Origin of the sequence: Nostoc sp. XA010 (assembly GCF_020829625.1) — a bacterium.
Classification (GTDB): Bacteria; Cyanobacteriota; Cyanobacteriia; order Cyanobacteriales; family Nostocaceae; genus Nostoc.
The window spans coordinates 342406-366469 of the sequence record NZ_JAIVFX010000002.1 but is presented as its reverse complement, the minus strand read 5'-3'; the positions used below and the strand labels follow the sequence as shown (position 1 = coordinate 366469).

General features: G+C 41.8%; 23 protein-coding genes. 13 read left to right on the top strand and 10 right to left on the bottom strand.

Annotated features, from left to right (window positions below; all coding sequences use genetic code 11):
- Window positions 1-28: 28 nt before the first annotated feature.
- Both LC608_RS36775 and LC608_RS04585 read left to right on the top strand, forming a co-directional pair.
- The gene (locus LC608_RS36775) at window positions 29-151 is read left to right on the top strand and encodes a hypothetical protein (RefSeq protein ID WP_263983699.1); all 123 of its coding nucleotides are present in this window, start codon (window positions 29-31) and stop codon (window positions 149-151) included.
- Window positions 152-211: 60 nt separating this feature from the next.
- Window positions 212-1567: a hypothetical protein gene (locus LC608_RS04585; RefSeq protein WP_229552396.1), complete on the top strand. Its 1356-nt coding sequence runs from the start codon at window positions 212-214 to the stop codon at window positions 1565-1567.
- Window positions 1568-1657: 90 nt separating this feature from the next.
- On the opposite strand, the gene LC608_RS04580 is transcribed toward LC608_RS04585, so the two are convergent.
- Window positions 1658-3943, bottom strand: coding sequence for a glycoside hydrolase family 10 protein (locus LC608_RS04580; RefSeq protein ID WP_229552395.1), 2286 nt, complete (start codon window positions 3941-3943; stop codon window positions 1658-1660).
- 450 nt (window positions 3944-4393) lie between these two features.
- Here LC608_RS04580 and LC608_RS04575 point away from each other — a divergent pair, with 450 nt between their 5' ends.
- A complete protein-coding gene (locus LC608_RS04575; protein WP_229552394.1) occupies window positions 4394-4705 on the top strand; it encodes a threonine dehydratase in 312 nt (103 codons plus the stop codon).
- A 972-nt stretch (window positions 4706-5677) separates the two neighbouring features.
- On the opposite strand, the gene LC608_RS04570 is transcribed toward LC608_RS04575, so the two are convergent.
- The gene (locus LC608_RS04570) at window positions 5678-5887 is read right to left on the bottom strand and encodes a hypothetical protein (RefSeq protein ID WP_094352741.1); all 210 of its coding nucleotides are present in this window, start codon (window positions 5885-5887) and stop codon (window positions 5678-5680) included.
- Between the two features lie 367 nt (window positions 5888-6254).
- Between LC608_RS04570 and LC608_RS04565 the strand changes: the two genes are divergently transcribed.
- Both LC608_RS04565 and mutL read left to right on the top strand, forming a co-directional pair.
- Window positions 6255-7292, top strand: coding sequence for an adenosine deaminase (locus tag LC608_RS04565; RefSeq protein ID WP_229552393.1), 1038 nt, complete (start codon window positions 6255-6257; stop codon window positions 7290-7292).
- A 497-nt stretch (window positions 7293-7789) separates the two neighbouring features.
- Window positions 7790-9508 carry a DNA mismatch repair endonuclease MutL gene (mutL, locus tag LC608_RS04560; protein WP_229552392.1) on the top strand — a complete coding sequence of 573 codons (1719 nt, stop codon included), beginning with the start codon at window positions 7790-7792 and terminating at the stop codon, window positions 9506-9508.
- A gap of 18 nt (window positions 9509-9526) precedes the next feature.
- Here the strand turns inward: mutL and LC608_RS04555 are convergent, their stop codons facing one another.
- Together LC608_RS04555 and LC608_RS04550 are read right to left on the bottom strand one after the other, a co-directional pair.
- Window positions 9527-10078 carry a Uma2 family endonuclease gene (locus tag LC608_RS04555; RefSeq protein WP_229552391.1) on the bottom strand — a complete coding sequence of 184 codons (552 nt, stop codon included), beginning with the start codon at window positions 10076-10078 and terminating at the stop codon, window positions 9527-9529.
- A gap of 170 nt (window positions 10079-10248) precedes the next feature.
- On the bottom strand, window positions 10249-10431 hold the full coding sequence (locus LC608_RS04550; protein WP_229552390.1) for a CsbD family protein: 183 nt from the start codon (window positions 10429-10431) through the stop codon (window positions 10249-10251).
- A gap of 306 nt (window positions 10432-10737) precedes the next feature.
- Between LC608_RS04550 and LC608_RS04545 the strand changes: the two genes are divergently transcribed.
- Both LC608_RS04545 and LC608_RS04540 read left to right on the top strand, forming a co-directional pair.
- The gene (locus tag LC608_RS04545; protein ID WP_229552389.1) at window positions 10738-11625 is read left to right on the top strand and encodes a TIGR02587 family membrane protein; all 888 of its coding nucleotides are present in this window, start codon (window positions 10738-10740) and stop codon (window positions 11623-11625) included.
- Entirely contained in the window at window positions 11622-12017 is a 396-nt protein-coding gene (locus LC608_RS04540) for a TIGR02588 family protein (RefSeq protein ID WP_229552388.1), read from the top strand. Before LC608_RS04545 ends, LC608_RS04540 begins: the two co-directional genes overlap by 4 nt.
- 395 nt (window positions 12018-12412) lie before the next feature.
- Here LC608_RS04540 and LC608_RS04535 read toward each other — a convergent pair whose 3' ends face one another.
- The 4 genes from LC608_RS04535 to LC608_RS04520 all read right to left on the bottom strand — a co-directional run bounded on the left by LC608_RS04535 (window position 12413) and on the right by LC608_RS04520 (window position 16453).
- On the bottom strand, window positions 12413-13180 hold the full coding sequence (locus LC608_RS04535) for a ChaB family protein (protein ID WP_229552387.1): 768 nt from the start codon (window positions 13178-13180) through the stop codon (window positions 12413-12415).
- Between the two features lie 162 nt (window positions 13181-13342).
- Window positions 13343-13882, bottom strand: coding sequence for a Dps family protein (locus LC608_RS04530; RefSeq protein WP_229485536.1), 540 nt, complete (start codon window positions 13880-13882; stop codon window positions 13343-13345).
- Between the two features lie 386 nt (window positions 13883-14268).
- On the bottom strand, window positions 14269-14619 hold the full coding sequence (locus LC608_RS04525; protein WP_229552386.1) for a hypothetical protein: 351 nt from the start codon (window positions 14617-14619) through the stop codon (window positions 14269-14271).
- A 733-nt stretch (window positions 14620-15352) separates the two neighbouring features.
- A complete protein-coding gene (locus LC608_RS04520; RefSeq protein ID WP_229552385.1) occupies window positions 15353-16453 on the bottom strand; it encodes a glutamate--cysteine ligase in 1101 nt (366 codons plus the stop codon).
- Window positions 16454-16989: 536 nt separating this feature from the next.
- Here LC608_RS04520 and LC608_RS04515 point away from each other — a divergent pair.
- Window positions 16990-17664 (top strand): Mo-dependent nitrogenase C-terminal domain-containing protein, encoded by a 675-nt coding sequence (locus LC608_RS04515; RefSeq protein WP_229552384.1) that lies wholly within the window; start codon window positions 16990-16992, stop codon window positions 17662-17664.
- Between the two features lie 75 nt (window positions 17665-17739).
- Entirely contained in the window at window positions 17740-18768 is a 1029-nt protein-coding gene (obgE, locus tag LC608_RS04510; protein WP_229552383.1) for a GTPase ObgE, read from the top strand.
- Window positions 18769-18783: 15 nt separating this feature from the next.
- Here the strand turns inward: obgE and LC608_RS04505 are convergent, their stop codons facing one another.
- Window positions 18784-21414 (bottom strand): PAS domain S-box protein, encoded by a 2631-nt coding sequence (locus LC608_RS04505; RefSeq protein ID WP_229552382.1) that lies wholly within the window; start codon window positions 21412-21414, stop codon window positions 18784-18786.
- A 262-nt stretch (window positions 21415-21676) separates the two neighbouring features.
- Between LC608_RS04505 and LC608_RS04500 the strand changes: the two genes are divergently transcribed.
- The 4 genes from LC608_RS04500 (at window position 21677) to LC608_RS04485 (ending at window position 23595) form a co-directional block, all read left to right on the top strand.
- Complete coding sequence (locus tag LC608_RS04500; RefSeq protein ID WP_229552381.1) at window positions 21677-21814, top strand: hypothetical protein; 138 nt, start codon at window positions 21677-21679, stop codon at window positions 21812-21814.
- A gap of 93 nt (window positions 21815-21907) precedes the next feature.
- Window positions 21908-22513 carry a VWA domain-containing protein gene (locus LC608_RS04495; protein ID WP_229552380.1) on the top strand — a complete coding sequence of 202 codons (606 nt, stop codon included), beginning with the start codon at window positions 21908-21910 and terminating at the stop codon, window positions 22511-22513.
- Window positions 22514-22569: 56 nt separating this feature from the next.
- The gene (locus LC608_RS04490) at window positions 22570-23175 is read left to right on the top strand and encodes a VWA domain-containing protein (protein ID WP_229552379.1); all 606 of its coding nucleotides are present in this window, start codon (window positions 22570-22572) and stop codon (window positions 23173-23175) included.
- A 27-nt stretch (window positions 23176-23202) separates the two neighbouring features.
- A complete protein-coding gene (locus LC608_RS04485; protein ID WP_229552378.1) occupies window positions 23203-23595 on the top strand; it encodes a salt stress protein, Slr1339 family in 393 nt (130 codons plus the stop codon).
- A 70-nt stretch (window positions 23596-23665) separates the two neighbouring features.
- Here the strand turns inward: LC608_RS04485 and LC608_RS04480 are convergent, their stop codons facing one another.
- Window positions 23666-24013, bottom strand: a complete 348-nt coding sequence (locus tag LC608_RS04480; RefSeq protein ID WP_229552377.1) for a helix-turn-helix domain-containing protein — start codon at window positions 24011-24013, stop codon at window positions 23666-23668.
- Window positions 24014-24064 lie beyond the last annotated feature (51 nt).

Below are 24064 nucleotides of genomic sequence, written 5' to 3'. Positions count from 1 at the left end.
GAGTATAGTAGTAGGGAGGGGGATTGGTATGATAGATGACATAACTATTAGTAGTGGCATCATCAACAATCCCCAGATTAAAGTTGACTTTAATACCAACGCTCAACCAACTCGTCTCAATCAGACGGCAGATTGGATATTTTATCTGTAATCCTAATTCCCAGGCAGTAGGCGCGGCGTTTCCTCGTCCTAGCAACAACCCAGAAAGTCTATGTTACAAGAAGCCAGCACCCGTCTCATAGTACCGGAACCATCAGAAGACTTAATCGCCAACGAGCCTTGGTCGATAGAAAACTATGCTGATGGTCTAATGGATGAACTCTTTGCCGATATCGACTCCATTCTGGATGTTAGTGGTAATCTGCTTTCTCAAACCGTTAGGCACAGTAGGCAGAACAAATCGAACCAGTCTGTTGCTGGGGTTTCTCCCCAACCTCAACGCCAGTCACCTCCAGAAAACGTGCTGCAAAGAGTCACGATACCGCAGATTATACCGAACACGGTGAACCAACCAGTACAGTCAGTTGCTCAAGATAACCACAAACACTTGAGTACCGTTGTATTTGACACCGCCACCGTAAAAAGAGTTAGTAGAAAGCGTCAGAAAAGTAGTCGGAATTTGGGCAACCTGCTGATGGTGGGAACAACTTTAGGCGTGGCGATCGCTGGTACTATCTACTTGGTACAGTCTGGAGTTGTATATCTGTTAAATAACAACTTGACCCTGCCAGCTGTTCTAGTGCCGCAACCGCAGTCACAGTTGCCAACAAAAGTAGAAATAGAGGCAGATTTGGTTGACTACATGCTCCAATCGCTGGCAGTTATAGATAAACAAGGAGCAACTCCCAATCAAAAATCTGTCAGTTCAGGATTTTCTAGTCAGGCAAATACTAACCAAGTAGCCTTTGGTAACAGGCAAACAACTGGTAATTTACCATCACTTCCACTTTTAGCTAACAACACACCACTAGTCCCCAACCGTTCTGGAAGCGTTGTTGAGCGCATCTACGTTCCCGTTTATCAAGCGCCGTCGCCAATGCGCTACGCGCTGCCGGCTATTCCTGGGACTCCCACACTTTTACCACGAGTTGCGAGTGCGTTACAAGGATCTCAACCGAATGTTGTGAAAAGTGCCCTGAATACGGTGCGACAAGCCGCCAAACCAGTAACTGTCAACATGTTAGCTGCGGCTGTAAGAGCCGAACTTAAACCTGTAGCTGCGAAAACTGCACCGATTACCGTGCGACAAACACCCAGCCCTCTGCCTGCATTACCAGTAGTTCCATTACGTGCAGCACTAGCCCCAGAGTCCGAACCTACTATTACCCAAGAACAAGTATATCCGGCAGTTGCGATCGCAACTGCTCCGAGTAATACCTTAGAAGGATTACTAGAGTTAGGCAATAAGTCTGCCGCTTTATTTAAAATTGATGGCGTGACTCGCCGCATCAATATGGGTGAAAGTATCGGCTCAAGCGGTTGGACATTAGTAGAGGTGAGTAATGGTGAAGCTGTTATCCGCCGTAACGGCGAAGTGCGATCGATTTACGCAGGGCAGAAGTTATAATAATAACCTGTTTAAACCTCTCGAACTTCCCTTGATAGACAACAGTGCTTTGTATCATTATTTCTGAGAGAGCAAGTTTTTACTTCCCTTTTACCGCCGACTGCGAAAACCCTGTCTTCCATTAACTTGGTCAAAGAGGACATCGTATTTATCAAAAAATGCAATGCCAGTATTTACTAATATAGGAAGTTCTGCCTGTGGTGAGATACTTAAATTCCAGCGATTAAATCCATCGCGGGTTCCTGGTGTCAGGCTGTAATCAAAAATGCCATTAATTGCTACTTTCAAAGCATTTGTTGAGCGCAATACTCCTGGTTTGAGTTTACCTGCTGTGGAAGCTGACTTAAATTCAGTCAAACCATTAATAGTTCCAGTATCAGCAATCATTGTGCCATTACAAGAATTTTTAGCAGAACTCCCAGCAAGAGTTAAACAAACTTTGCTCAATCGAGAATCCCATCTATTACCAGTTACACCATTAATTTCGCTTTGCTTAGTCCAAGCAGCCATTTTGAAACCTGCTTGATTGTCAGCAGTTAAACCGAGAATTAGGCTGCCATTTTTGTTACTACCGCCATTTCCAACTACGATAAATCCGTTACTCAGATTGCCTGGTAATTTTCTCAACGGATTATAGAGAAGTGACTTTTCAAAATAGTTGACACCGATAATACCGGAAAATGGCACACCACTCTTTGCTGAACAATTAGGCTTTTGGGCAGTACATTGGCGACTAGTAACAATCTGTACCGGAACGGGTTCTGCGGCGGGAAGCAAACCAAATCGGATGTTAGTATAAACTAATTCTCCCTCCAAGATAGTACCATCACTTAATACCTCCTTGATATTTTGTCCAGTTCTGCGGATAGGGGCATTGCCTAAAAACTCTTTGGGAACTCGCAGCCCTGCTGACCCTGTATCTAATAAGATACGCTTTGGTTTACCACCTGCGATCGCCATTTCTAGGAAATAGCCGCGAACCCGTTGACCGAGGGAAGGTTTTGTGTATAAAGGTAGGGATATAGTATCAAAACTTGGCTTGCGTGGTGTATTTTGAGAGATGTCGCGCAACGCTGGGTTTGGGAAAAGAGCCGCAAATGCTGACTGTCGTTCCGCAGCTGGTTCAGGTGCGATATCCCAAAGGCTTTCGTAGTAGAAAAAGCCGCTACCTAAACCGCGTTGTTGCGCTGCTTTTACCTGGGATTGAATTTGTGGCATGGAAACTGGGCGATTTCGCAATCCCGCCATAATACCGATACCAGTTTGGATGACTTTTTGTGTTTCTAAAATTTCTGGGCGGGTAATTTGAGCAATAAAACTTTCTAAATCATTACGGTACACCTGCATGACTAACTCATCGACAATACCCAACCGTACCCAGTTGAGCCAGTCTTGCAGTTGCAGCTTGTAGGCGAAATCATAATAATTAGGAGAAACTGAGAAGATGGCATTCGGTTTTCTGGCTTTCACGGTTTGGTAGAGGTCTACCATGAATGTGCTGATTTTATCTGCCCGCCATTTTATCCATGCTTGGGCTTGAGGATTGGGCGGGGGAGGATTGCCAGTTTCTTGAGTATATAGACTAATTGTGTATTTATCGTAACCAAAATCTACAGGTAAACTCGTATGGTCGTCAAATTGAACGCCATCAGCATCGTATTGAGTAATGACTTCCATCACCAGTTCGGTGATAAACTTTTGCACTTCCGGGTGGAACGGATTCAACCACGCTACTTCACCCGCAGCACTAATTGAAGTTTGAGTCCCATCCCGCTTTTGTGTCAGCCAATCTGGATGCTGAGATGCAAGTTCCGAAGTTAGGGGAACCATGAAACCAAATTCAAACCAGGGAATTGCTAGTAACCCTTCTCTGCGGGCTTGGCTGATAATGTCTGCAATCACATCTTGTCCATCTGTTCCCTTGAAGAAGAAAGGAATACCCATTTTTTGCATGATGGCACTGGGGTAATGTGTATAGCCATCGTTCCACACTACTGGATAAACAGTGTTAAAGTTTAACTGCCGCAGTTGGCTCATGGCTGCTTGTACCTTTGAGCGATTTCTGAAAACGCTAAAATCGTTACCACTCAGCCACACCCCCCGAATTTCCTGACGAGGTTGAGTAGGTAGTTGAGCAACGCTAGGGGCAAAAGTGTTAAGTAGTAATACCGCAACGAATGATATCAGACATAATAATGGCAGCAGACGCTTCCTTAAAAGCCACCAACCTTGATTAATGAGGCGACTAGGCGCAATACCAGACGCTTTACGTAGCTTGCTACGACATAAGAGTAAGCCTCTACGCACAGGCTTAAATAGTAAGTTAGTTAAAGTAGCATTAATTTTTATGCTTTTTTCCCAGAACTGAGTTGCCATTACTTCTGCTTACTAAATGAGGTTAATTGGTTATATTTCATTCCATATCAACATTAAATTGCTCCACCAGGAAAACTGATACAGTAATTTAGCTGCAAGATAGTTGACGCAGTTATCGGGTTAGTAGTGCCAAGTATAAATGTTTCAAATGTAACCTGTAATATCAGAATTCAGGAGTAAAACACGCTGTATACCTGGGTAAAAGACTTAGCTTGTCTACCTCACCAACTTTAAATCTGCTGTATTTTCGCTGCTCTCATACCAATTTTAAAATGATTACGACAGATGGACAGAGAAAACCCAGATACACTAAGCGGTTTCCAATCCAAAATCTAAAATCCACAATCCAAAATGGTATCACGCCTATGGCTGGTAGATTTTTTGCATAACACCATTCCTCTTATTGGAATTAAGTCACAATGATAATAGGCAATCATAGGGGGTGCTGTTATGTTTCGTCTAACTCAAATTGTTCGGAACTTGTTCATTCGGATTCAAGGCTTGTTTGGTGTTTTATTCCAAAGTGTTTCCAATTTTTTCGGAAATTTCTTTGGTTTTTTTGGCAACCTGTTTGGATTCAATAGCTCTGGTTATTTCTTGGAATCTGATCAGCAGCAAGGTATGAAACAAGCTTCTGCAAAAGAGCAAATTGAAACGAATCAGGATAACACTCCTAAAGTTTCCGCTACTACTCGCCGTCGTCCTAATGCCAAAGTTGACGACTACTTTCTCAATATGGCTCGTGATGTGAAAAAGAACTAACAAAAGCCATCAATTGGAGGGTAATCTTAGTAATGCGTTAGCGTACCACTTCGTGGAAGCAAGCTACGCGGAGCGTCTGTCTGCGACACGCTGCGCGAACGTAGAGAAGCTCGCCGTAGGCATTGCTTTGCCACGGTAAGATCATCTCAATTAGGCTTGACACAAGGACTCACAAGAGTTTGAGCCTACACCATGCCTAAATTTAGCAGTGCGTAGGCGTATGCGCTCAGGAACCACCCGTCGTAGACATCGCTCTAAAATCGAAAAAGATAGCCAAAGCTTTCTGTTGCTTATCGCCACAATGCTCAAGCGATAAGCAACAGAATTTTTGTTTGACTTTTTTTACTTATTGTGAATTTGCTTAGGAGCGATCGCTCTTCACCCTACTAAGTTGGAACATAAGTTCGACGAGTCAGATGGTGTCCGTCTAAATTATGCGTAAAGAAAAGACCTCTCCCTACTTTTACTACGCAAAACCGTCCCTCTCCGACTCGGAGAGGGACAGGCTTGAACTTTAGTTCAAGCCAGGGAGAGGTTCTTCCAAGATTACTGAATTGGTGCTCTAGGCTCAAATGGGGCGAATGGATTGCTGTTGAACCGTGCGGTGGAAATGTCTCGCTTAGATGAGTGGTTGCAAGGGAATTAAGGACTAAAGTCTTTACTACGAACTTGCTTACCCATCAATTTAAATTTGACAAACTACTAGAAACTAAGCACAATGCTAATCACTTTGTGCCTAGTTCTCGCATTTCTTGGCGGCGCATGAACATAATATCAGTTTGTTCAAAAAACTTCGCCTGCACTACTATAGTGTGAAGGCGTTTTTCTGGAAAATCATCCAGCCACAATTAATTGATTTGTCTGTGCATAGCCGTAGCCCAACCCAGGCATCGCACCTTTAAAATAACTATATCCAGCTTGAGGCTGGACAATAGTTAGAGATATTTTTGAGATTGAATATTTACTTGATTTTTAACTTACCAAATCAACCAAGGCGTTGCTCTGAAAGCGGACTATAGATGAAACTGAGCAACCGCGATAATTCTCAGATGTAAATACTGATAGTGTAATATTAGCTTGACCGGGATCTAAAATGCGTTTTACCTTGCAGGTTTGCATTTTGTTGTTGCAGTAAGCAATAATGCGATCGCCAGCCTTGACTTCCAACGCTTGAATTTTCAATTAATACCAACCTTGCCAGGAATTTGCTTCGTTAAAGGAAAAATATATTGTTATATTCCACTTTCTTTAACAATAGCAATGTTTCTTTAAGTATAACACAAAAAATTAAAGTTTTTAATCTTATCAATTTAATCTTAATGATGTCAAGTTGATTTATGCTCAAAACGCTATATAAATGCTGGATTTTCAGAAAATAAGGATAAAATCCCGACCTTCGCGCAGCCTCTAAGCCGGAAGCCTCATCTGAAAAATCCAAATGGTGGGAAACCTCTGCTCCAATTTCTCTGGAGCTAATTTTTTCGAGTCCAAATTTTTTCCTTCTATGTTTTTGTTACAATTAATGAAATTTTTACATAAAAATACCACTATGACTTTATATGCTGAATTACATAGACATCTAGGCGGCTCGGTCGTACCAAGAGTTCTATGGCGATATTTCGAGCGACATTCTTCGGAGTTGATTTCCCGCTTTGATGATTATTCACAATTTGAAGATTTTTACACCCGTCCACGCAACACCCTGGATGAGTATCTAGAATTACACACCCTGGTAGAAAGTGTGCAAACTGTGGAAACTTTGCCTTACTTTATCTATCGGTTGGTGCGGGGTGCTTACATTTTTGAAAATTTGGCTTATCTAGAGCTGCGCTACACTCCCTATTTACGGACACCTGAGCATCTGAGTCAATCCGAAAGAATTGACAAGATGGCAGAAATCGTGCAAGTAGTAGGGCTTGCTAGCCATCAGCCAGAATATCCGATTGTTACTAGCCAAATTCTCTGTATGCACACGCGCCTACCTTATGAGGTGAACAAGGCGATTGTTGATTTGGCGGCGCAAAATAAGCAGTATGTCTGTGCAGTAGATGTAGCGGGGGGTGATAGTTATTATGCCGATCGCTTAGAAGAATGGATTAGCTTATATGATTATGCGCGATCGCAGGGCGTTAAAACCACCGGGCATCTATATGAAACCACTGCCGGCTGTTACCCTGAACTGTTACCCTATCTCATGCGAATCGGTCACGGCATCCAAATTCCCCTACTGTATCCAGAGTTACTTAATGATGTAGCTAAACGCGGACAGTGTTTAGAGGTTTGCCCCACAACTTACTTGAAAACTGGTACTTTGCAGGATATCCGTCAACTCAAATTAGTTTTTGACCGTTGTTTTGAAGCTGGGGTAGATATTGCTATCTGTACTGATAATGCTGGATTGCACAATGTGCGTCTACCGTTTGAGTATGAGAATCTCTTGACTTACAACATTATCAGTTTTGCACAACTACAAGCTTGTCAGGATGCAGCTTTCCGTCATGCTTTTGCTTGGCCTTACAGTCAACGTCCCGCATCCCTGTTGAACGGTTTACTGAAACCTGAACCACCTAAAGTTCTGACGCGATAGTAATTAACCATTATCTAGAGGTAAGCAGAAAGTAAGATAATTCAATATTAATTAATGTTGCAATCACTGAGTTTTTTTGATGCTGTAGATAAAGCTGTAATGCACAGTAAATATCTTGCAAAAGTCAACTTTTTAGGGATTAAACCACAGATATACGCAGATAATTTATCGGTGTTTATCTGTGGTTTCCTTTTCGCTAATTCAGATTTTTGTTATAAGTCTAATGTGCAATACAAAAAAGCAGTAATTTATCAAAAATCCCCGTTTAATAGAGTTTTGTTGACAATTAATAAAAATTTATCGTAAATTCGCCTTCTTATCTCCCAGCCTACGGTAAGCTAAACCTACATCTCCCCCAGTCTTTTTCTTCTCTACGAGACGCTGCGTGTAGCTTGCTTCCCTGTAAGGGTACAATTATTTAATTTTTAATTTTTCAATTGATTTCTTCCCCCACTTCCCCTGCTTCCCTTGCACCCAGAAGCTATAAACTATAATTTATGGCATCTACTATTCAAGCTTTACCAACAGAAGTTGTATATCTCATTACAGCTGGTGAGGTAATCGACTGTTTCGCTTCTGTGGTGCGGGAATTGGTAGAAAATTCCCTAGACGCAGGTGCAACGCGCATTGTGGTTTCTTTATGGCCGCAGCAATGGCGAATTCGCGTTGCAGATAATGGTTGTGGAATGAACCTAGATGATTTGCAACAAGCAGCCACAGCCCACAGCACGAGTAAAATTCGCTCTAGTGCCGATTTATGGAAAATTAACAGTTTAGGATTTCGTGGTGAGGCGTTACATAGCTTAACAACTTTGGCAGATTTAGAAATTTTGAGTCGTCCTGTGGATGGAAAATTAGGATGGCGAATTAGCTATGGCAATGGCGGGGAAGTTGTGCAAGTTGAAGTAACTGCGATCGCACCTGGTACAGTGGTGACAGTTTCTCATCTTTTCGGTAATTGCTCATCTCGTCGTCAGGGATTGCCCACAGCAGCACAGCAAATGAAAGCTGTGCAAGCCACAATTCACCAAATCGCTATGTGTCATCCTCACGTCACCTGGCAGATTTGGCAAAATGATCGTCAATGGTTCACCATCTCTCCAGCTTCGACAACTGGGCAACTGCTACCGCAGATTTTACCCCAAGTGCGACAAGGTGATTTGCAAGAAGTCAAACTCGAAATACCCAACCCTCCAAACTCTTGTACAGACGCGATTAATCGCGTCTCTCCCCACTCCGCACTAAACTTAGTGGTAGGATTACCCGATCGCTGTCATCGTCATCGTCCAGATTGGGTACGTGTAGCCATCAACGGACGGATGGTTAAGACACCAGAATTAGAGCAAACAATATTATCAGCATTTCACAGAACATTACCACGCGATCGCTATCCAATTTGTTTCCTACATCTTGCCATTTCCCCCGATCAAATTAACTGGAATCGCAATCCAGCAAAAACAGAAATTTACCTCAACGAAATCATTTATTGGCAAGAGCAAATTACTCAAGCAATTAACCAAGCACTCAGCATCTCTTCTAACAATCTCAAAGAAGCTGTCCACACAACACGAGTTAGTAAATTACTCAAAGCCGCAGAAGCAAAAGGCAGCTACAATTTCAATTCTCAAAACCCTAACGAAAATCCCAAAACTCCTAACTCCTCACTCCCAACTCCTAACTCTTTAAAAGCTGTCGCTCAAGTTAGCAACACCTATATTGTGGCGGAACATCCAAGTGGTATGTGGTTAGTGGAACAGCACATTGCCCACGAGCGAGTTTTGTATGAGCAATTGTGTGATGATTGGCAACTTGTCCCCGTCGAACCGCCAATCATTCTTTATCAATTGTCGCCAGCGCAAGTATCGCAACTGCAACGCATCGGTTTAGAAATAGACCCCTTTGGCGAGCAACTTTGGGCAGTACGAAACATCCCTGCACCTTTGCAACAGCGAGACGACTGTGCAGAAGCAATTTTAGAGCTTAGTTGGGGAGGCGATTTACAAACAGCTCAAGTAGCTGTCGCTTGTCGCAGTGCCATTCGTAATGGTACACCTATGAATCAACAAGAAATGCAGACACTTTTAGATAATTGGCAACGCACTCGCAACCCTCGCACCTGTCCCCACGGACGCCCTATTTATCTATCCTTAGAAGAATCAGCTTTAGCCCGATTTTTCCGGCGTAATTGGGTAGTTGGTAAAAGTCATGGAATTTGACTTTTTATTTAAAATACTTTAACTGTTAATAATCTGTTCCACTGCAACAGAAATATCTGGAAATGCCAGAGGTTGAATTGTTCCCGTAGTCAATGTCAGTTTTGTGGCATACTCTCCGTCTAAGATTTCTCGAAACACTACTAGGTGTAGCTTCTTGAGATTGACAACCCAATATTCTAAAATACCTGCTTCTGCGTAGATTTTGCTTTTTCTCTCTAAATCTTTTTCTAAACTGGAGTTAGCATACTCAATCAACCAAAAAATATTTTCTGGATAGGGATGATGCTGTCGATACTCGCGTCCTAAACGTTGGACAATGGCAATATCTGGCTCTGGTTCCGAGTCGTTAGGTAATGTGATAGGCTTGGCATGACGAATTTTGGCGCGTTCAGCCAATAACTTTGCTAGATACTCACCAGATTCATCACTACAATAAGCATGGGGTTCCCCTTCCGGCGACATTTCGACAATCTCTCCCTTAAGTAGTTCAACTTTGCGATCGCTCAAAATGCCAGCATCAATCATGCGGTGATATTCGTCAATCGTCCACTTTGCAACAATAACAGTCATGACGATTGATTCCTCCCAATGATTCTTGATATTTTCCCATCTTAAACGTATTTCAAAAGAAGCCGACACAAAAACTCCACTTTCTGAAAGTAAGTGGAGTAATTAATATTACACTATGACTCATGAATCATCGCTAGTCTAGTATTTCTATTTACACTGCAAAAACTAAATTAATCTAAAGCTTTCTTAAGTTCGTCTTTAATGTTTTCTACAGTGTGAGTTGCTTGGGCTTGGGCTTGCTTTGTTTCTCCTTCAGCTTTATCTTGTGGATTGCCGGTTATTTCACCCACAACCTCTTGAATTTTCCCTTCAATATTTTTTGCAGTAGCTTCTACTCTTTTTTCGGCGCTCATGGTTTTTATTTCCAGCTTGTAGTTGATTCAGCTATTACATAAACTAACAGTAGTGTATTATTTTTGACCTCCATCAGCCGAGAGAAGAATTTAGTAGATTATGTATCTTAAGATAGATACGGGGTGCGACAGAACACCCTCCTTCAAAAATATGAAAATATTATAAATTTGCGGTGTTCAGATCCCCGACTTCTTTGAGAAGCCGGGGATCTAACTTTTCACGAAGGATTTAGGACTGCTATATGCATCTTCATAGAGAATGAGTATAAGTCAAAGAAAAATTTTCAACAAAAGGAAAGTAAAGGAGTGACAACAAAACGTCAAAAAAATCTATGGAGGAGTGAGATTAATGACATCATTCGGGGTGCTTGCGGAGGTTTTTTATTTGGTATACCTTTACTGTACACAATGGAGGTTTGGTGGATTGGGTCATTGGTAAAGCCACAACTGATGATGATGGCGATCGCATTCATGTTTATTGTGGTTTACTTCCTGAATCAGACAGAAGGCTTTCGGAAACGCAGATATAGCTGGCTAACTACTCAAGCCGCAATGGATACTATAGAAGCGATCGCGATCGGACTAGCTTGCTGTGCCTTTGTGCTGCTACTATTGCGAGAATTGACGCCAGAAACTTCCTTAAAGGAATCTTTAGGTAAAATCATCTTTGAAAGTGTGCCTTTCACTCTCGGTGTAGCATTAGCCAACCAGCTTTTAGGAGATACTAGAAATGCGAATGCAGAAGCACAAGCAGGCGATCGGGTAAACAGCGCAACCAAGAACAAAGAGGATGAGTTACAAGCCACCTTTGCCGATGTGGGTGGAACCCTGATTGGTGCGACCATAATTGCATTTAACATTGCTCCAACAGATGAAATTCCTATGCTTGCAGCCGCAGCCTCGCCACTTTGGCAGTTGGCAATGATCGCCACATCTTTGCTGATTTCTTATGGCATTGTATTTCAGGCAGGCTTTTCTGACCAGCAAAAGCGGAAACAGCAAAAGGGAATTTTCCAACGACCATCAAGCGAAACCATTATGTCCTATTTAGTATCACTGCTAGCAAGTGCTTTTATGCTGTGGTTCTTTCAAAAGTTAACTTTTAGCGACCCTTGGACAATGTGGTTAGATCATACCTTGATGCTGGGCTTACCTGCAACTATTGGCGGTGCAGCCGGAAGGTTAACAATATGACTAAAACAGAACAACCATCACGCTCAATAGCTGAGTGGGTAACATTCAGCGTCGCCTCACTTATCCTAGCAATCATTGTGAGTTTGGTGGGCTACACTTGGCTGAACGAAAAGAATCAACCTCCCATCCTTTCTGTCAGTAAAAAACAAACAATTCGGGAAATTAATGGGCAATTTTATGTTCCCTTTGAAGTCGTCAATAGTGGAGGAGACACAGCCGAGTCAGTTCAAGTTATGGCTGAGTTATTAATTAACGGTAAAGTTACAGAAACAGGAGAGCAACAGATCGACTTTTTATCTAGCGGGGAAAGTGAAGAAGGTGCATTTATATTCAGCCAGAACCCGCGCCAAGGTCAGTTAAATCTGCGTGTTGGTAGCTATAAATTGCCCTAATAAAGATTTAAAACCGCAGATATAGCGATTTTTATAGGTAGGGACACGCCATTGCCCATTAGTGTCAACAAAAGCCTTGAAATAGCAAAACTTTTGGCTTGACTCCCCGCCTGGAACTAAAGTTCTTTGGCTTTTAGCTAAATTCTACTTCAGTAGACTAAAGATTTTTTGGATTATTTAGTCATCTTTAGATGACTTTCGCTATTAGCAAGGAACTGAAGTTCCTTGCGGGACATGGCTTTTACGTTAAGTTGACGCTAATGGGCATTGCCGTGTCCCCATGAGTATTTGTATTCATCTGCTTGTAGGGTGGGCATCTCGCCCGCCCTTAACTAAAGAAAACCTAGCAGGATTACCCACCCGATAAAATTGGATAATTTATTTTTTGGAAATCTTTAAGCTTTAATTTTAGCTTTTGACCAAACACCGTTTTCATCTTCATCATATTGCTCATGAACAGACTCCCAAGCGGCTTGTTCAGCAGTGAACTCGTCATTTTTTTCATTGAAAACAGTGTTATAGCGCTCAATGAAGGTGTGTTGAGCTTCATCAGAAAGATGAGCGCGAACTTCAGGAGATAAGTCTTGCGGACTGTTGCACTGTCCAGGACAAGGGCGAGCAAAGGTTTTTTCAATTGTGTGAATTTCTTCGCCACCAGCACTTTCGAGCAACAATTGAAATTCGCCAGCGCGATCGCTCGGTATTTCTGCCATCACCAAGAACTCGCCAGCTTGTAAGCGGGTTTGGTAGATAGTCGCTTTATCTTCTGGCATCCCCAAAGTAGTTAGAACCGATACTAAACCAGCACCTGCACTACCTGCGATCGCTCCACTAGCAGCCCCTAACAGCACTGTACCAATAGGCCCTGCTGCCACGATTGAGCCGACAAAAGGAATAAACAGTACGCCTACACCCGTGAGCAAGCTGAGAAAGGAACCAAACAAGGAACCAAAAACTGCCCCTGTTCTCAAACCTCCCACAATCACATCTTTTTTACTAATAAAGCCAGCAATTCTAGTTTCGGACTGGAAATTTCTACCCATAACCGAAATATGATCTCTAGGCACACCCCTGTCTAATAACCGCCGAATCACATCATCAATTTGCTTCTGTTCTTTAAATACAGCAGAGATAGTATGTTCTGCTTTATATACTTCTGGCACTTAAAAACCCCTGTTTGGTTTGTATTATCTTATTTTTGTAATGAATATGGTAATAGGTAGATGCAGGCAGATTAATCCTTTTACAGCAATTAGAAGGAGAAATCAATCCTCCTTCTAATTGGTTTCACAGACAATCATCCTCTACTCAGACGTTGTTATGAGCTACACACCTACAGGAGTCTTAGCCCCTTCTGCTGGCTGTCTACCATCTGGGCCTAATGCTTCGCCTTCAATGAATGAACGTAACATCCAAGCCATTTCCTCATGCTGTTCCATCAGTCCAGTCAGAAAGTCAGCAGTTCCCTGATCGTGGAACTGGTCACCAGACTGATCCACATGGTCTCTTAAGTTCCGAATAACTTGCTCGTGATCATTCACTAGATTAGCTACCATCCCCGTTGCTGTGGGAACATTACCAGCATGTTCTTTGAGGCTAGCAATCTTGAGAAATCCTTCCATTGTGCCAACTGGATAACCGCCCAAAGCACGAGTCCGCTCTGCCAAAGCATCAATATTTAGAGTCAGCGTTTGGTAGTGTTCTTCCCAAAGCTGGTGCAAAGAGCGGAACTGAGGCCCAACGACATCCCAGTGATACTTTTTGGTTTTCACCAACAGTAGATAAGCATCTGCCAAATCTTGATTTAACAGATTAATTACACCTTGACGCTGTTCTTCAGTCAAACCAATGTTTATCGAACGCATTGTTTTCCATCCCTAAGCAAACTTATCTATTAACTTCTCAAATTTCAGATAGATTCCACATCAACCAAAGGTAACATTGTCGGCTGAAATTAATTACTAAATTTTTTACTATGCCTATGCCTTAATAGGTAGTATTAAGCCAATATTCTAGTAATTAGCGAACTTCATTGATTTTTTTGGCTACAATAATAAAAGATACTAAATATAATTATCAATTAAGATATCTTTAATCAAAACTATGCAAACCCAGTTTCACTATAAATGCTCAAAGTGAACATATTTTTATAATTAAATTTTAGTTGCCAGGTTAGCAGTACTAATTAGTAATGGGTCATTGCTTTTACGCAATCACCCATTACTACCGAAAAATTACCAGAACTATTAATTTAGTTCTTACCTGTAATTTTCCCCAATGCATTCTTTATATTTTCTTCCACTGAGGTTGCACTCTGGGAATTTTCTGGACGCTTCTGCTTGTCAATATCAGCAGCTCCCTGAACCTCATTAAGTCCTTCGTTAGTTTCTTTTTGAGTCTTTCTCAATCCTATTGGTGGTGCTTTACCGGCTTCGTCAGTTTTGGCCTGAATGTCAAGCAGTTGTGTAGTACCTTCGGTAGGGTGACTTTGATAGCTATCGATCGCAAAAGCAGGAAAAGCACTAGATAATAATAGTAAGGCGCAAGTAAAAGCCACAACTAGGAAGCGTACTGGACTTAAAACAGAAGCAATAATTTTCATTTGAAATCCTCGATAACAGCTTTAACAACGCAGAACTTGACTGAAATAGCGGCAGATCACACCTTACTTGGTAAAGAGTAATAATAAAAATAGCCAGCTACGCTTCAATCTGAAAGTTCTTTACAAATGAACCTGACGAAGAAATTGTCTTAGGATTTCTGCATCGAACTATTTAAGGGATAATAAGCAAATACCACCTTAATTCTTTAGCAAAATCATTACGTTTTTTATTGACAATCTTCTCTCAAGGTTCTCTGTTTCTACTTGTACTTTGAAAATGCTAATGCCTGCATCAATCTCTAGAATGAAATTTCCTATATCTTTAGTTGGAATAAAATCAGTCTCTAGGTATATCGACTTAATATAGTTTGGTTTCTGCAACCAACTTGGTAGAAATTGACCTTTTGGACAAGGAGAGTCAATGCCTATTATAAGATGTGAAGCAATCAGCACAGGCGTAGGTATCGTATTTCGCTTACAAGTGAGGTTTTGTAAAAATTGCCACTGCGCTTGACGCAACTTTTACCAATTGCAGACAACCTCTAAGGGATGTTTGAAAAGTGTTTCGCTGTGACTTTAGGCACTTTCAGATCCCCCCTTACCCCCCTTAAAAAGGGGGGAACCGGAATCAAAGTCTCCCAATCTATCGGGAGATTTAGAGGGATCTAAAATTTTTGATACCAACAAGAGGACTTTTCAAACATCCCTTAAAAGTCCCCATTCCCAATTTATTTTAAACTTGATAAGTCTGCCTTATTACCTCTTCTATAGAACTTACAAGATGAAACATTTCTATTAATTCATGGGATTTTGTTTTTCGCTTTGCCAGCATTACTTTTAACGGCGTTAAATAATGAACATCTGCGTCATCTCCCAAGGCAACTTCGGCTGCTTGCAAGACTTTTGTCGCATTCCCAAAAATATCCTCGTTGTCAAACCCTTCTTTTGCAGAAAGTTGGTGTAATGCTGCATCGGGTACAGTTGCTCTACCCAGCAAGGTTTCATCTAACACCAAACCTTTTAATAATGTCAGTAAAGCTGCATAGATAGAAAAGTCATCACAGCTATCACAAGCCTTAAATTCAATGCGTCCCACTTCCGCCGGAATGCGGGCGATTTTTGTTAAGGAAGGTATGCTATTAATCAGTTGTTCTTGTTTCTGAATAAAAACCAGAGCTGCTGGTCTTTTTCCGGTTCTGATAAATGTTCGTACCGATAAACCATCCCATAAACCTCCCTTATAAAAGGGTGAACTATAACTAAAAGGGACTATGTAGGGACTATAATAAGTTAACTTTTTGCCAACATCAATTACATCTTCAGTAGATAAATTTGCCACTGAAATATTTAAATCTGGCCCGTATGACACCATGTGAATATTAGCAGTTTGCTCGTCAGGATAAGCCTGTAGCTCTTTAATTTCGTAATCGTTTAATGGGGGATGAGGTTCAAAAACCGGATTGTATGGATTAAAACTGACTAAAACTGGTGAGAAACCAAAGTTTGCAGCAACTTTACGTAGTAAGTCAAAACTTTCTGATAATTCAGTAATAGCGTCTTGAATATTAGAATGTATAGTCGTTCTAATTTCAATACCTTTAGCATGACAGTCTATCACTTTGTCGGAATCTGCAAATCTTTCAAATCCCTCAATGTACCATCTCTTCATCTTAATACCTGCATCTCCGACGCGCAGTTGAGGATAGTCGCTAGGGTATGTAGGTAGCTTTTCAATAATTTGATTGAAATCAGCAAATTTGGTGTGGCAAAAATCAGCAAATTTTCCTTCTTTATTTAGGAAAGCAACTTCATGCTCAATGCCAAATAAAAACATTATTTATACCTTTATTGTGTAAGTGCGTAACCAGTTGTAGACAATAATTCCTTATAAACAACAGCCTATTTGAGAAGATTTTGCAGTAGCAGGTTAATCAAAATGGTAAGGCGATGCCTACGGCAACCCGTTCGCGTAGCGTCTCCTACAGGAGAAGCGGGTACGCTGCAATAATCTCAGATGATTTAGGATCTACTATAATTGGGGATACTGCCTGAAACTCACAAACTCCAGCCCAGAGCGAATTAGTAGTGTTTCTTGAATGATGCTGAGGTGAACTTTGGTTTTATTCATAAATATCTCCACAATAAAGATTAAATCTTCCTTTTCAGTATAAGTAGAAAAAATTCTCAAGATTACTCTCAGATGGATTTTACCCCAAGACCGACTATTGCGATTTGAAAACTTCTCTAGTTTATTTCTTGAGGCAGCGATGCATACGTACTTTCTTGATTATTCTGTATTGCCCCACTATCTTCCTAGTCACTGGGTAGGGTAGTTTAGTAGTGACTGAGGAAAGCTTGAGACGTGAGTTTATGACAAGTACCGTTCAATCCCCCTACAGCAACGAACAGATTGCCGCTTGGTTGCGTGGGCTGCTCACCATTGCTTGGGCAGATGGTAATTTTGATGCCCAAGAACAAGAATTAATTGCCAGCATCACCAAAAATGAATTAGCTCCTAAGATTAAATGCGACTCGCTAGAGGTAATTACGCCGGAAGAATTAGCCGCAGTGTTGGGTAAAGGTACCCCAGCTGCGGAAAATTTTTTAAGGACAGCAGTGATGGTAGCGATCGCAGATGGTACTTATTCTCCCAGCGAAGATCAGGTTCTGCAACAGTTCTGCCAAGTCTTAGGACAGCCAGAGGATTTATTAGAAGCCCTTCGCCACACTCTAGAAGACCCACAGCTTACCCCCACTATCGCCAGCACTGGGCTTACAAAGCGTCAAATTGATGCACTATACCCCCTGCGCGACTGGCTGGATAGGCTAGATATCCAAGACCCAAGATTAGCCCGCTTTTTGTGTAAAATGATTCCCTCCCAGTGTCCCTTTGAGCGGGATGTGACCTTATTTGGACGAAAGATTGTCCACATACCGCCGATGTGTAAAATCAACCCCTTATATGAGCAACTGGTGGGCTTACGTTTCCGCGCCCTCTCTTATTTGGCAGATAAATGTGGTGAAGATGTTTCACCATATATTTAGTTAAAGTGGAGAGTGAGGGGTTATAATTTTTAACTCCTAAATTCCTAACTCCTCACTTCTCACTATTACTTAAATATGCAATTTATCGACCAAGCAAAAATTGAAGTTGAAGCTGGTAAGGGCGGCGATGGTATTGTCGCTTTCCGGCGAGAAAAATACGTGCCGACTGGTGGCCCCTCTGGTGGTAATGGGGGAAAAGGCGGTTCGGTATTTTTCGTTGCCGACGAAAACCTGCAAACCTTGCTGGACTTCAGATACAACCATCGCTTTCAGGCAGAAAAAGGCACTCGTGGTGGGCCAAATAACTGCACTGGAGCAGGAGGAAAGGATTTAATCATCGAAGTTCCCTGTGGTACAACCATTTATGATGCTGAAACTGGCGAATTGCTAGGCGATTTAACTGAGCCTAAGCAGACTTTGCTGATTGCCCAAGGTGGTAAAGGTGGACTGGGAAATCAGCATTTCTTGAGTAACCGTAACCGCGCCCCAGAATACGCCCTCCCAGGATTACCAGGCGAAATAAAACAGTTGCGCCTAGAGTTGAAACTTTTGGCAGAAGTGGGGATTATTGGCTTACCAAATGCTGGTAAATCCACTCTAATTTCATCTTTATCAGCTGCACGTCCAAAAATCGCAGACTACCCTTTCACTACCCTCATCCCAAATTTGGGTGTAGTGCGGAAACCTACTGGTGATGGTACTGTTTTCGCCGACATTCCCGGATTAATTGAGGGAGCGGCTCACGGTGCAGGATTGGGACACGATTTCTTGCGTCACATTGAGCGCACGCGAGTACTACTTCACTTGATTGATGCCACTAGTGATGATGTGGTTAGAGATTACAACACAATTAAGGAAGAATTACAAGCTTATGGACGGGGTTTAGCAGAACGCCCGCAAATTTTGGCGCTTAACAAAATTGATGCAGTTGATCGGGAAACTGTCGATTTGGAGGCGTTAGCTACCCAACTTAATCATCTCTCCTACGCCCCCGTTTTTGTGATTTCAGCAGTTACCCGCACCGGGTTAGACCCGATGTTACAAGAAATTTGGGGAATTCTCGACCAAATGAAGGTTCCTCAAGAAGTGGAGGTATTTAGCTGACAAAATAATTACAAATTATGTTGACGTATCCTGGATTAGGGGAATCTTAATCACAAACTTAGCCCCTTGTCCTGGCTGCGAAATACATTCTAAGGAACCGCCATGTCTTTCTGTAATGATCTGATAGCTGATGGCAAGTCCCATCCCCGTACCTTTGCCGATGGGCTTGGTGGTAAAGAAAGGGTCAAATAGTTGTTTTTTAACATCTTCTGGTATTCCCAATCCATTGTCAGCAATTCTAATTGTTACCTGATTAGGCTCTTGTAGTTGGGTACAAATGCGAATTGTCGGAATTGGGCATGGGGCATTGGGCATGGGGCATTGGTCAATAATCACTAGTTCTTCTTCCCCTGCTCCCTCTTCTAAAGCATCGATCGCATTTGACAAAATATTCATGAATACTTGATTTAGCTGCCCAGCGTAACATTGAACCAGTGGTAGTTTGCCGTATTCTTTGATTATTTCAATTGTTGGGCGTTGGTCATTACCCTTGAGGCGGCTTTGCAAAATCATCAAAGTACTGTCGATTCCCTCATGGATATCAACAGCTTTCATTTCGGCTTCATCCAAGCGCGAAAAAGTTCTCAAGGAAAGCACAATCTCTCGAATTCGGTCTGCCCCAACTTTCATTGAGTTGATTATTTGTGGCAAATCTGACTTCAAAAATTCCAGTTCGATTAGTTCTGCAAAATCTTGAATTTCTAGCACAGGTTCAGGATAATGACTTTGGTAGAGTTGCAAAAGTGAAAGTAAATCTTGGGTGTATTCCTTGGCAGGAGTGAGGTTGCCATAGATAAAATTTACCGGATTGTTGATTTCGTGTGCCACTCCTGCAACTAGTTGACCCAAACTGGACATCTTTTCACTTTGAATTAAGTGAGTTTGGGTGTTTTGAAGTTCGCGGAGTGCAACTTTAAGTTCTTCGGCTTGTTGTCGTAGTTGCGCTTCCGACTTTAATAGGGCTTCCTTGGCTTGTTTACGTTCTGTAATATCCCTAGCAACAGCTACCTGACAGAAAGGCTCTCCTGTTTCAGGATGTTTAACCATGAACAGGCTGCAATCAGTAGGAATTTCTATGCCCGTTTGAAAATGCCTATGGCGAAACTCACCTTGCCAGAAACCATGTTGAAGCATCAAAGGAAGAATTTGTTGCTGAAACTCTGCAAAAGCTTCTGGTGAATGAAAATCAGCCCCTGGCTTAGTTTTGGCTACTTCCAGGCTACTAAGTCCAACCATCTTGAGTCCGGCAGGGTTCACATAAAGAACTTGCCCTTCCATTGAAGAAATGCCAATAAAGTCACTGCTGTTTTCAACCAACGCTACAAATTTTTGCTGTTCCTCTTCAGCTCGTTTGCGTTCTGTAATATCTAACACCATTGAGGCAACGCCAATTACCTGTCCATCAGCAGCCACTAACGAGTTGTTATACCACTCACAGACCATCGTTCTGCCATCTTTAGTGGCGTTCTCATTGACGCTAAAACTTCCTCCACGTTGTGTTAACAGGGCAGTGAGAATTTCATTTACTTGTTTTTTGATGTTTTCAGGTATTACGATATCAAAATGTTTCCCCAACATTTCCTCTGTGGTGTACCCAAAGATTCTTTCTGCTGCGCGATTCCATGTCTGAATCTCAAAGTTGGTATTCCATTCAATAATCGCTAAAGGTGTTTGTTCAATCAGCAACACCAGTCTTTGCTTTGAAGCCCTAAGTTCTGCCTCTGCTTGCTTGTATTCGGTAATGTCCCGAAAATACCAAATCCTACCGTAATCGTCTCCTAAAGGTGATGTCTCACCATCAGATCCTTGGTCTTTACGCACAGGTGCAGAATAGCGCTCAAAAATCTTTCCAGACTTCAATAAAATTTCATCATGGCTGGTTTTTTCTGGATGCTGGTAAAGATACTCCACCTTAGCTAAAAATTCGTCTGGATTTACTAGTTTGTCTAGTACCCATTGCAGGAGTTGGCGATCGTCGTCTGTTTGGAGTAGTACCGCAGGAATTTGCCATAACTGGGAGAATTTTTGATTAAATGATGTAACTGTACGATTTTCATCAATAATTAGAATTCCATCGATAGAAGCTTCTTGTTGAGCTTTCAGTACAGCATTAATACGGTGCAGGTCTTTCTCTGGTTGCTGGCGTAAGTGTTCGCGTGGCGTCTCGTAGAGAAGCTCGTCGTGGACATCGCGCAATGCTCTGCCAGCTATACCCGGAATTTTAGCGATTTCATTCTGTAAAATGATGTCTCGAATACTACCCACCAGAAATTTATTACCAGTCTCATCCTCAAAGCAAGACTTTTTTGTAGAGATGAGATGGGTTATACCCTGAGCATCGGTAAAAAGATCCTGGCTCTCATTAGTGATATTTGCGATGAAAACCAGTTCATCTTTTTCTCGGAACACATCAGCTTCTGCTTGAGGAAAAAAATCATAGTCTGATTTACCAATCAATTCTTCTCGGCTATGACCGACGAAATCACAGTAGGTATCGTTAATTAATACCCAGCGATGTTGACGGTCTTTGACAAAAATTGGGTCAGACATGCCATTGATAATCTGATGCAGAAATGCTGGGGAGAAGTTTTGCTGCTGCGTGTTTTGTTTTTGCGCGGGGTCATTTAAGGATCTAGGATGGTTCATACTCGAATTTATAATTGAACAATAAATAAACCTCTCCCTGTTTTACTACGTAAAATCCTCCCTCTCCGAGTTGGGGAGGGATACACTTTAATGGAAGTTCAAGGCAGGGAGAGGTTTGTCGAACTCACGTTTATTTAGCTCCGAGTGTGCCAGCATGAGTAGTATTTATTATTCCCAGACTCAATACGGTTGCAACAACCAAATTAACTACTAAGTTTTGGTGTTTCCAGGGGATTGTGGGCTAGGAAGATTTTGTTCAAAGATGCGGCGGTCACTGAGCGCAGCCGTACCACTTGCCTACGGCACGCTCCGCGAACCTGGAAGGAAGCTACGCGCAGCATCTCGTAGAGAAGTGCGGGCTACGCCAACGCATTTATCAACTGTGACACGGCTTTATTGAGTAGCAAGATTGATACGAAACCTTAAAATGCTTACGGTATCGTCAAATTCGTACACTAGACTAGAACTACACGGTAACAATCAGAGGAATATTATGATGAGCGATCGCGACTACACATTAATCATTGACAAAAGCGGTAGTATGTCCACACCCGATCAAGTGGGTGGTAGAAGTAGATGGGACATAGCCCAAGAGTCTACTCTAGCTTTGGCAAGAAAGGCCGAACAGTTTGACCCCGATGGCATTACGGTGTACTTGTTTTCCGGTAGATTTAAACGCTACGATGATGTCACCTCAGCTAAAGTCGCGCAGATATTTCTCGAAAATGACCCTTCTGGAACAACAAACTTAGCAGGTGTACTCCAGGATGCACTCAATAACTACTTTCAACGCAAAGCTGCCGGTAAAAGCAAGCCAAACGGAGAGACAATTTTAGTCATTACCGATGGTGAACCAGACGATCGCAAAGCTGTATTTGAAGCGATCATTCATGCGACTCGCCAAATGGAACGTGATGAAGAATTAGGAATTTCGATCATTCAAGTGGGTTCAGATGCCCAAGCAACTAAGTTCCTCAAAGCTTTGGATGATCAGTTGCAAAGTGTCGGCGCTAAATTTGATATTTGTGACACGGTTACTTTAGATGACTTAGAAGAAATGAGCCTTGTAGATGTATTGACGAATGCAATAACTGACTAATGCATCTATCAGCCCAAACTCTAATAAATATTGGCTCTTAATTGGAAAATTGAATCATGTTAGAAAATCGTGACTATACCTTGATTATCGACAAAAGCGGCAGCATGGCAAGCAAAGATCAAAAGGGTGGTAGAACTAGATGGGTTGCAGCACATGAATCTACTTTAGCTTTAGCTAGTAAGTGTGAGCAATTTGACCCAGACGGCATTACTATTTATGTATTTTCTGGTAAATTTAAGCGATACGAAAATGTGACATCCGGCAAGGTAGCGCAAATTTTTCAAGAAAATGACCCCTCTGGTACAACTGACTTAGCAGGTGTGTTAAAACATGCAACTGATGATTACCTTCAACGCAAAGCAGCCGGTCAAACCAAACCAAATGGTGAAACAATATTAGTGGTTACGGATGGTGAACCGGATGATCGCAAAGCAGTAATGAAGGTAATTATTGAAGCTTCTCGCCGCATCGATCGAGATGAAGAATTAGCTATTTCCTTCATTCAAGTCGGCACAGATCCCCAAGCTACCCGTTTTCTGAAAGTTTTAGACGATGAACTCCAAAGTGCTGGTGCTAAGTTTGATATCTGTGACACCATTACTATGGAAGATATGGAAGATTTGAGTTTATCAGAAGTGCTACTCAATGCCATTAATGACTAGCTATATTATTTATTAGGAATTACAAAAATGGATTCCATTGATAAGCTATTAGCTGAACTCCAAACCGAATATAAAGAAGTACAACCACAACAGCAGTCAAAATCAGCCACGGCCAAATCGTTTATTCTATCATCGCCAAAGTCGGCATCTTTCATGGATAACCTTTTGGCAGAGATTAAGGCTGATTTTGCCGAAGAGGATGCTGCTATTGAGTTAAAAAGACAGCAAGAACTAGAACAAGAACGAATTCGACAAGAACAAATCAAAGCCAAACAACTAGAAGCTTTGAAAGTGGAAGCAAAAAAATGGTTAGCCAAAGTAGATCCACTTTCTTCCGAAGGACTTTGGTTTGAAAGGTTTGCTGAAAGTTACCCCTCAAAATTAGAGGCAGCGATTGAATATTTGAGAAACAACGAATAAAATAATTCGTAATGCGGAGAAATCTGCTAGCTAAAATTATAAGTTAGCAATTGTTATTTATTACTTATGCTTAATATTGATGGTGATTTTTTAGAGCTAACTGTTGCACAGCCCATTCATGCATAGCATAGAGAATTGGTTGTAAAGTTTCTCCTAAAGGCGTCAGAGAATATTCCACCTTGGGCGGAATTTGGGGATAAACTTCTCGATGAATAATACCGTCTTCCTCCATTTCTCTGAGTTGCTGGGTAAGCATCTTTTGCGTAACCCCAGGTAAAGCCCGTTGCAACTCACCAAATCGTTTGACGCCAGTCATTAATTCTCTAATAATCAAAACTTTCCAGCGTCCGCCAATCACCTTTAGCGTAGTTTCTACTTCACAAGTCAGCCTGCGATTATTTTCTGCTTCAGCTTTCATAGTTAGTTTTGTGAATTTGAAGAAGGCAAGAGACAAACCTCCTGCCTTTCA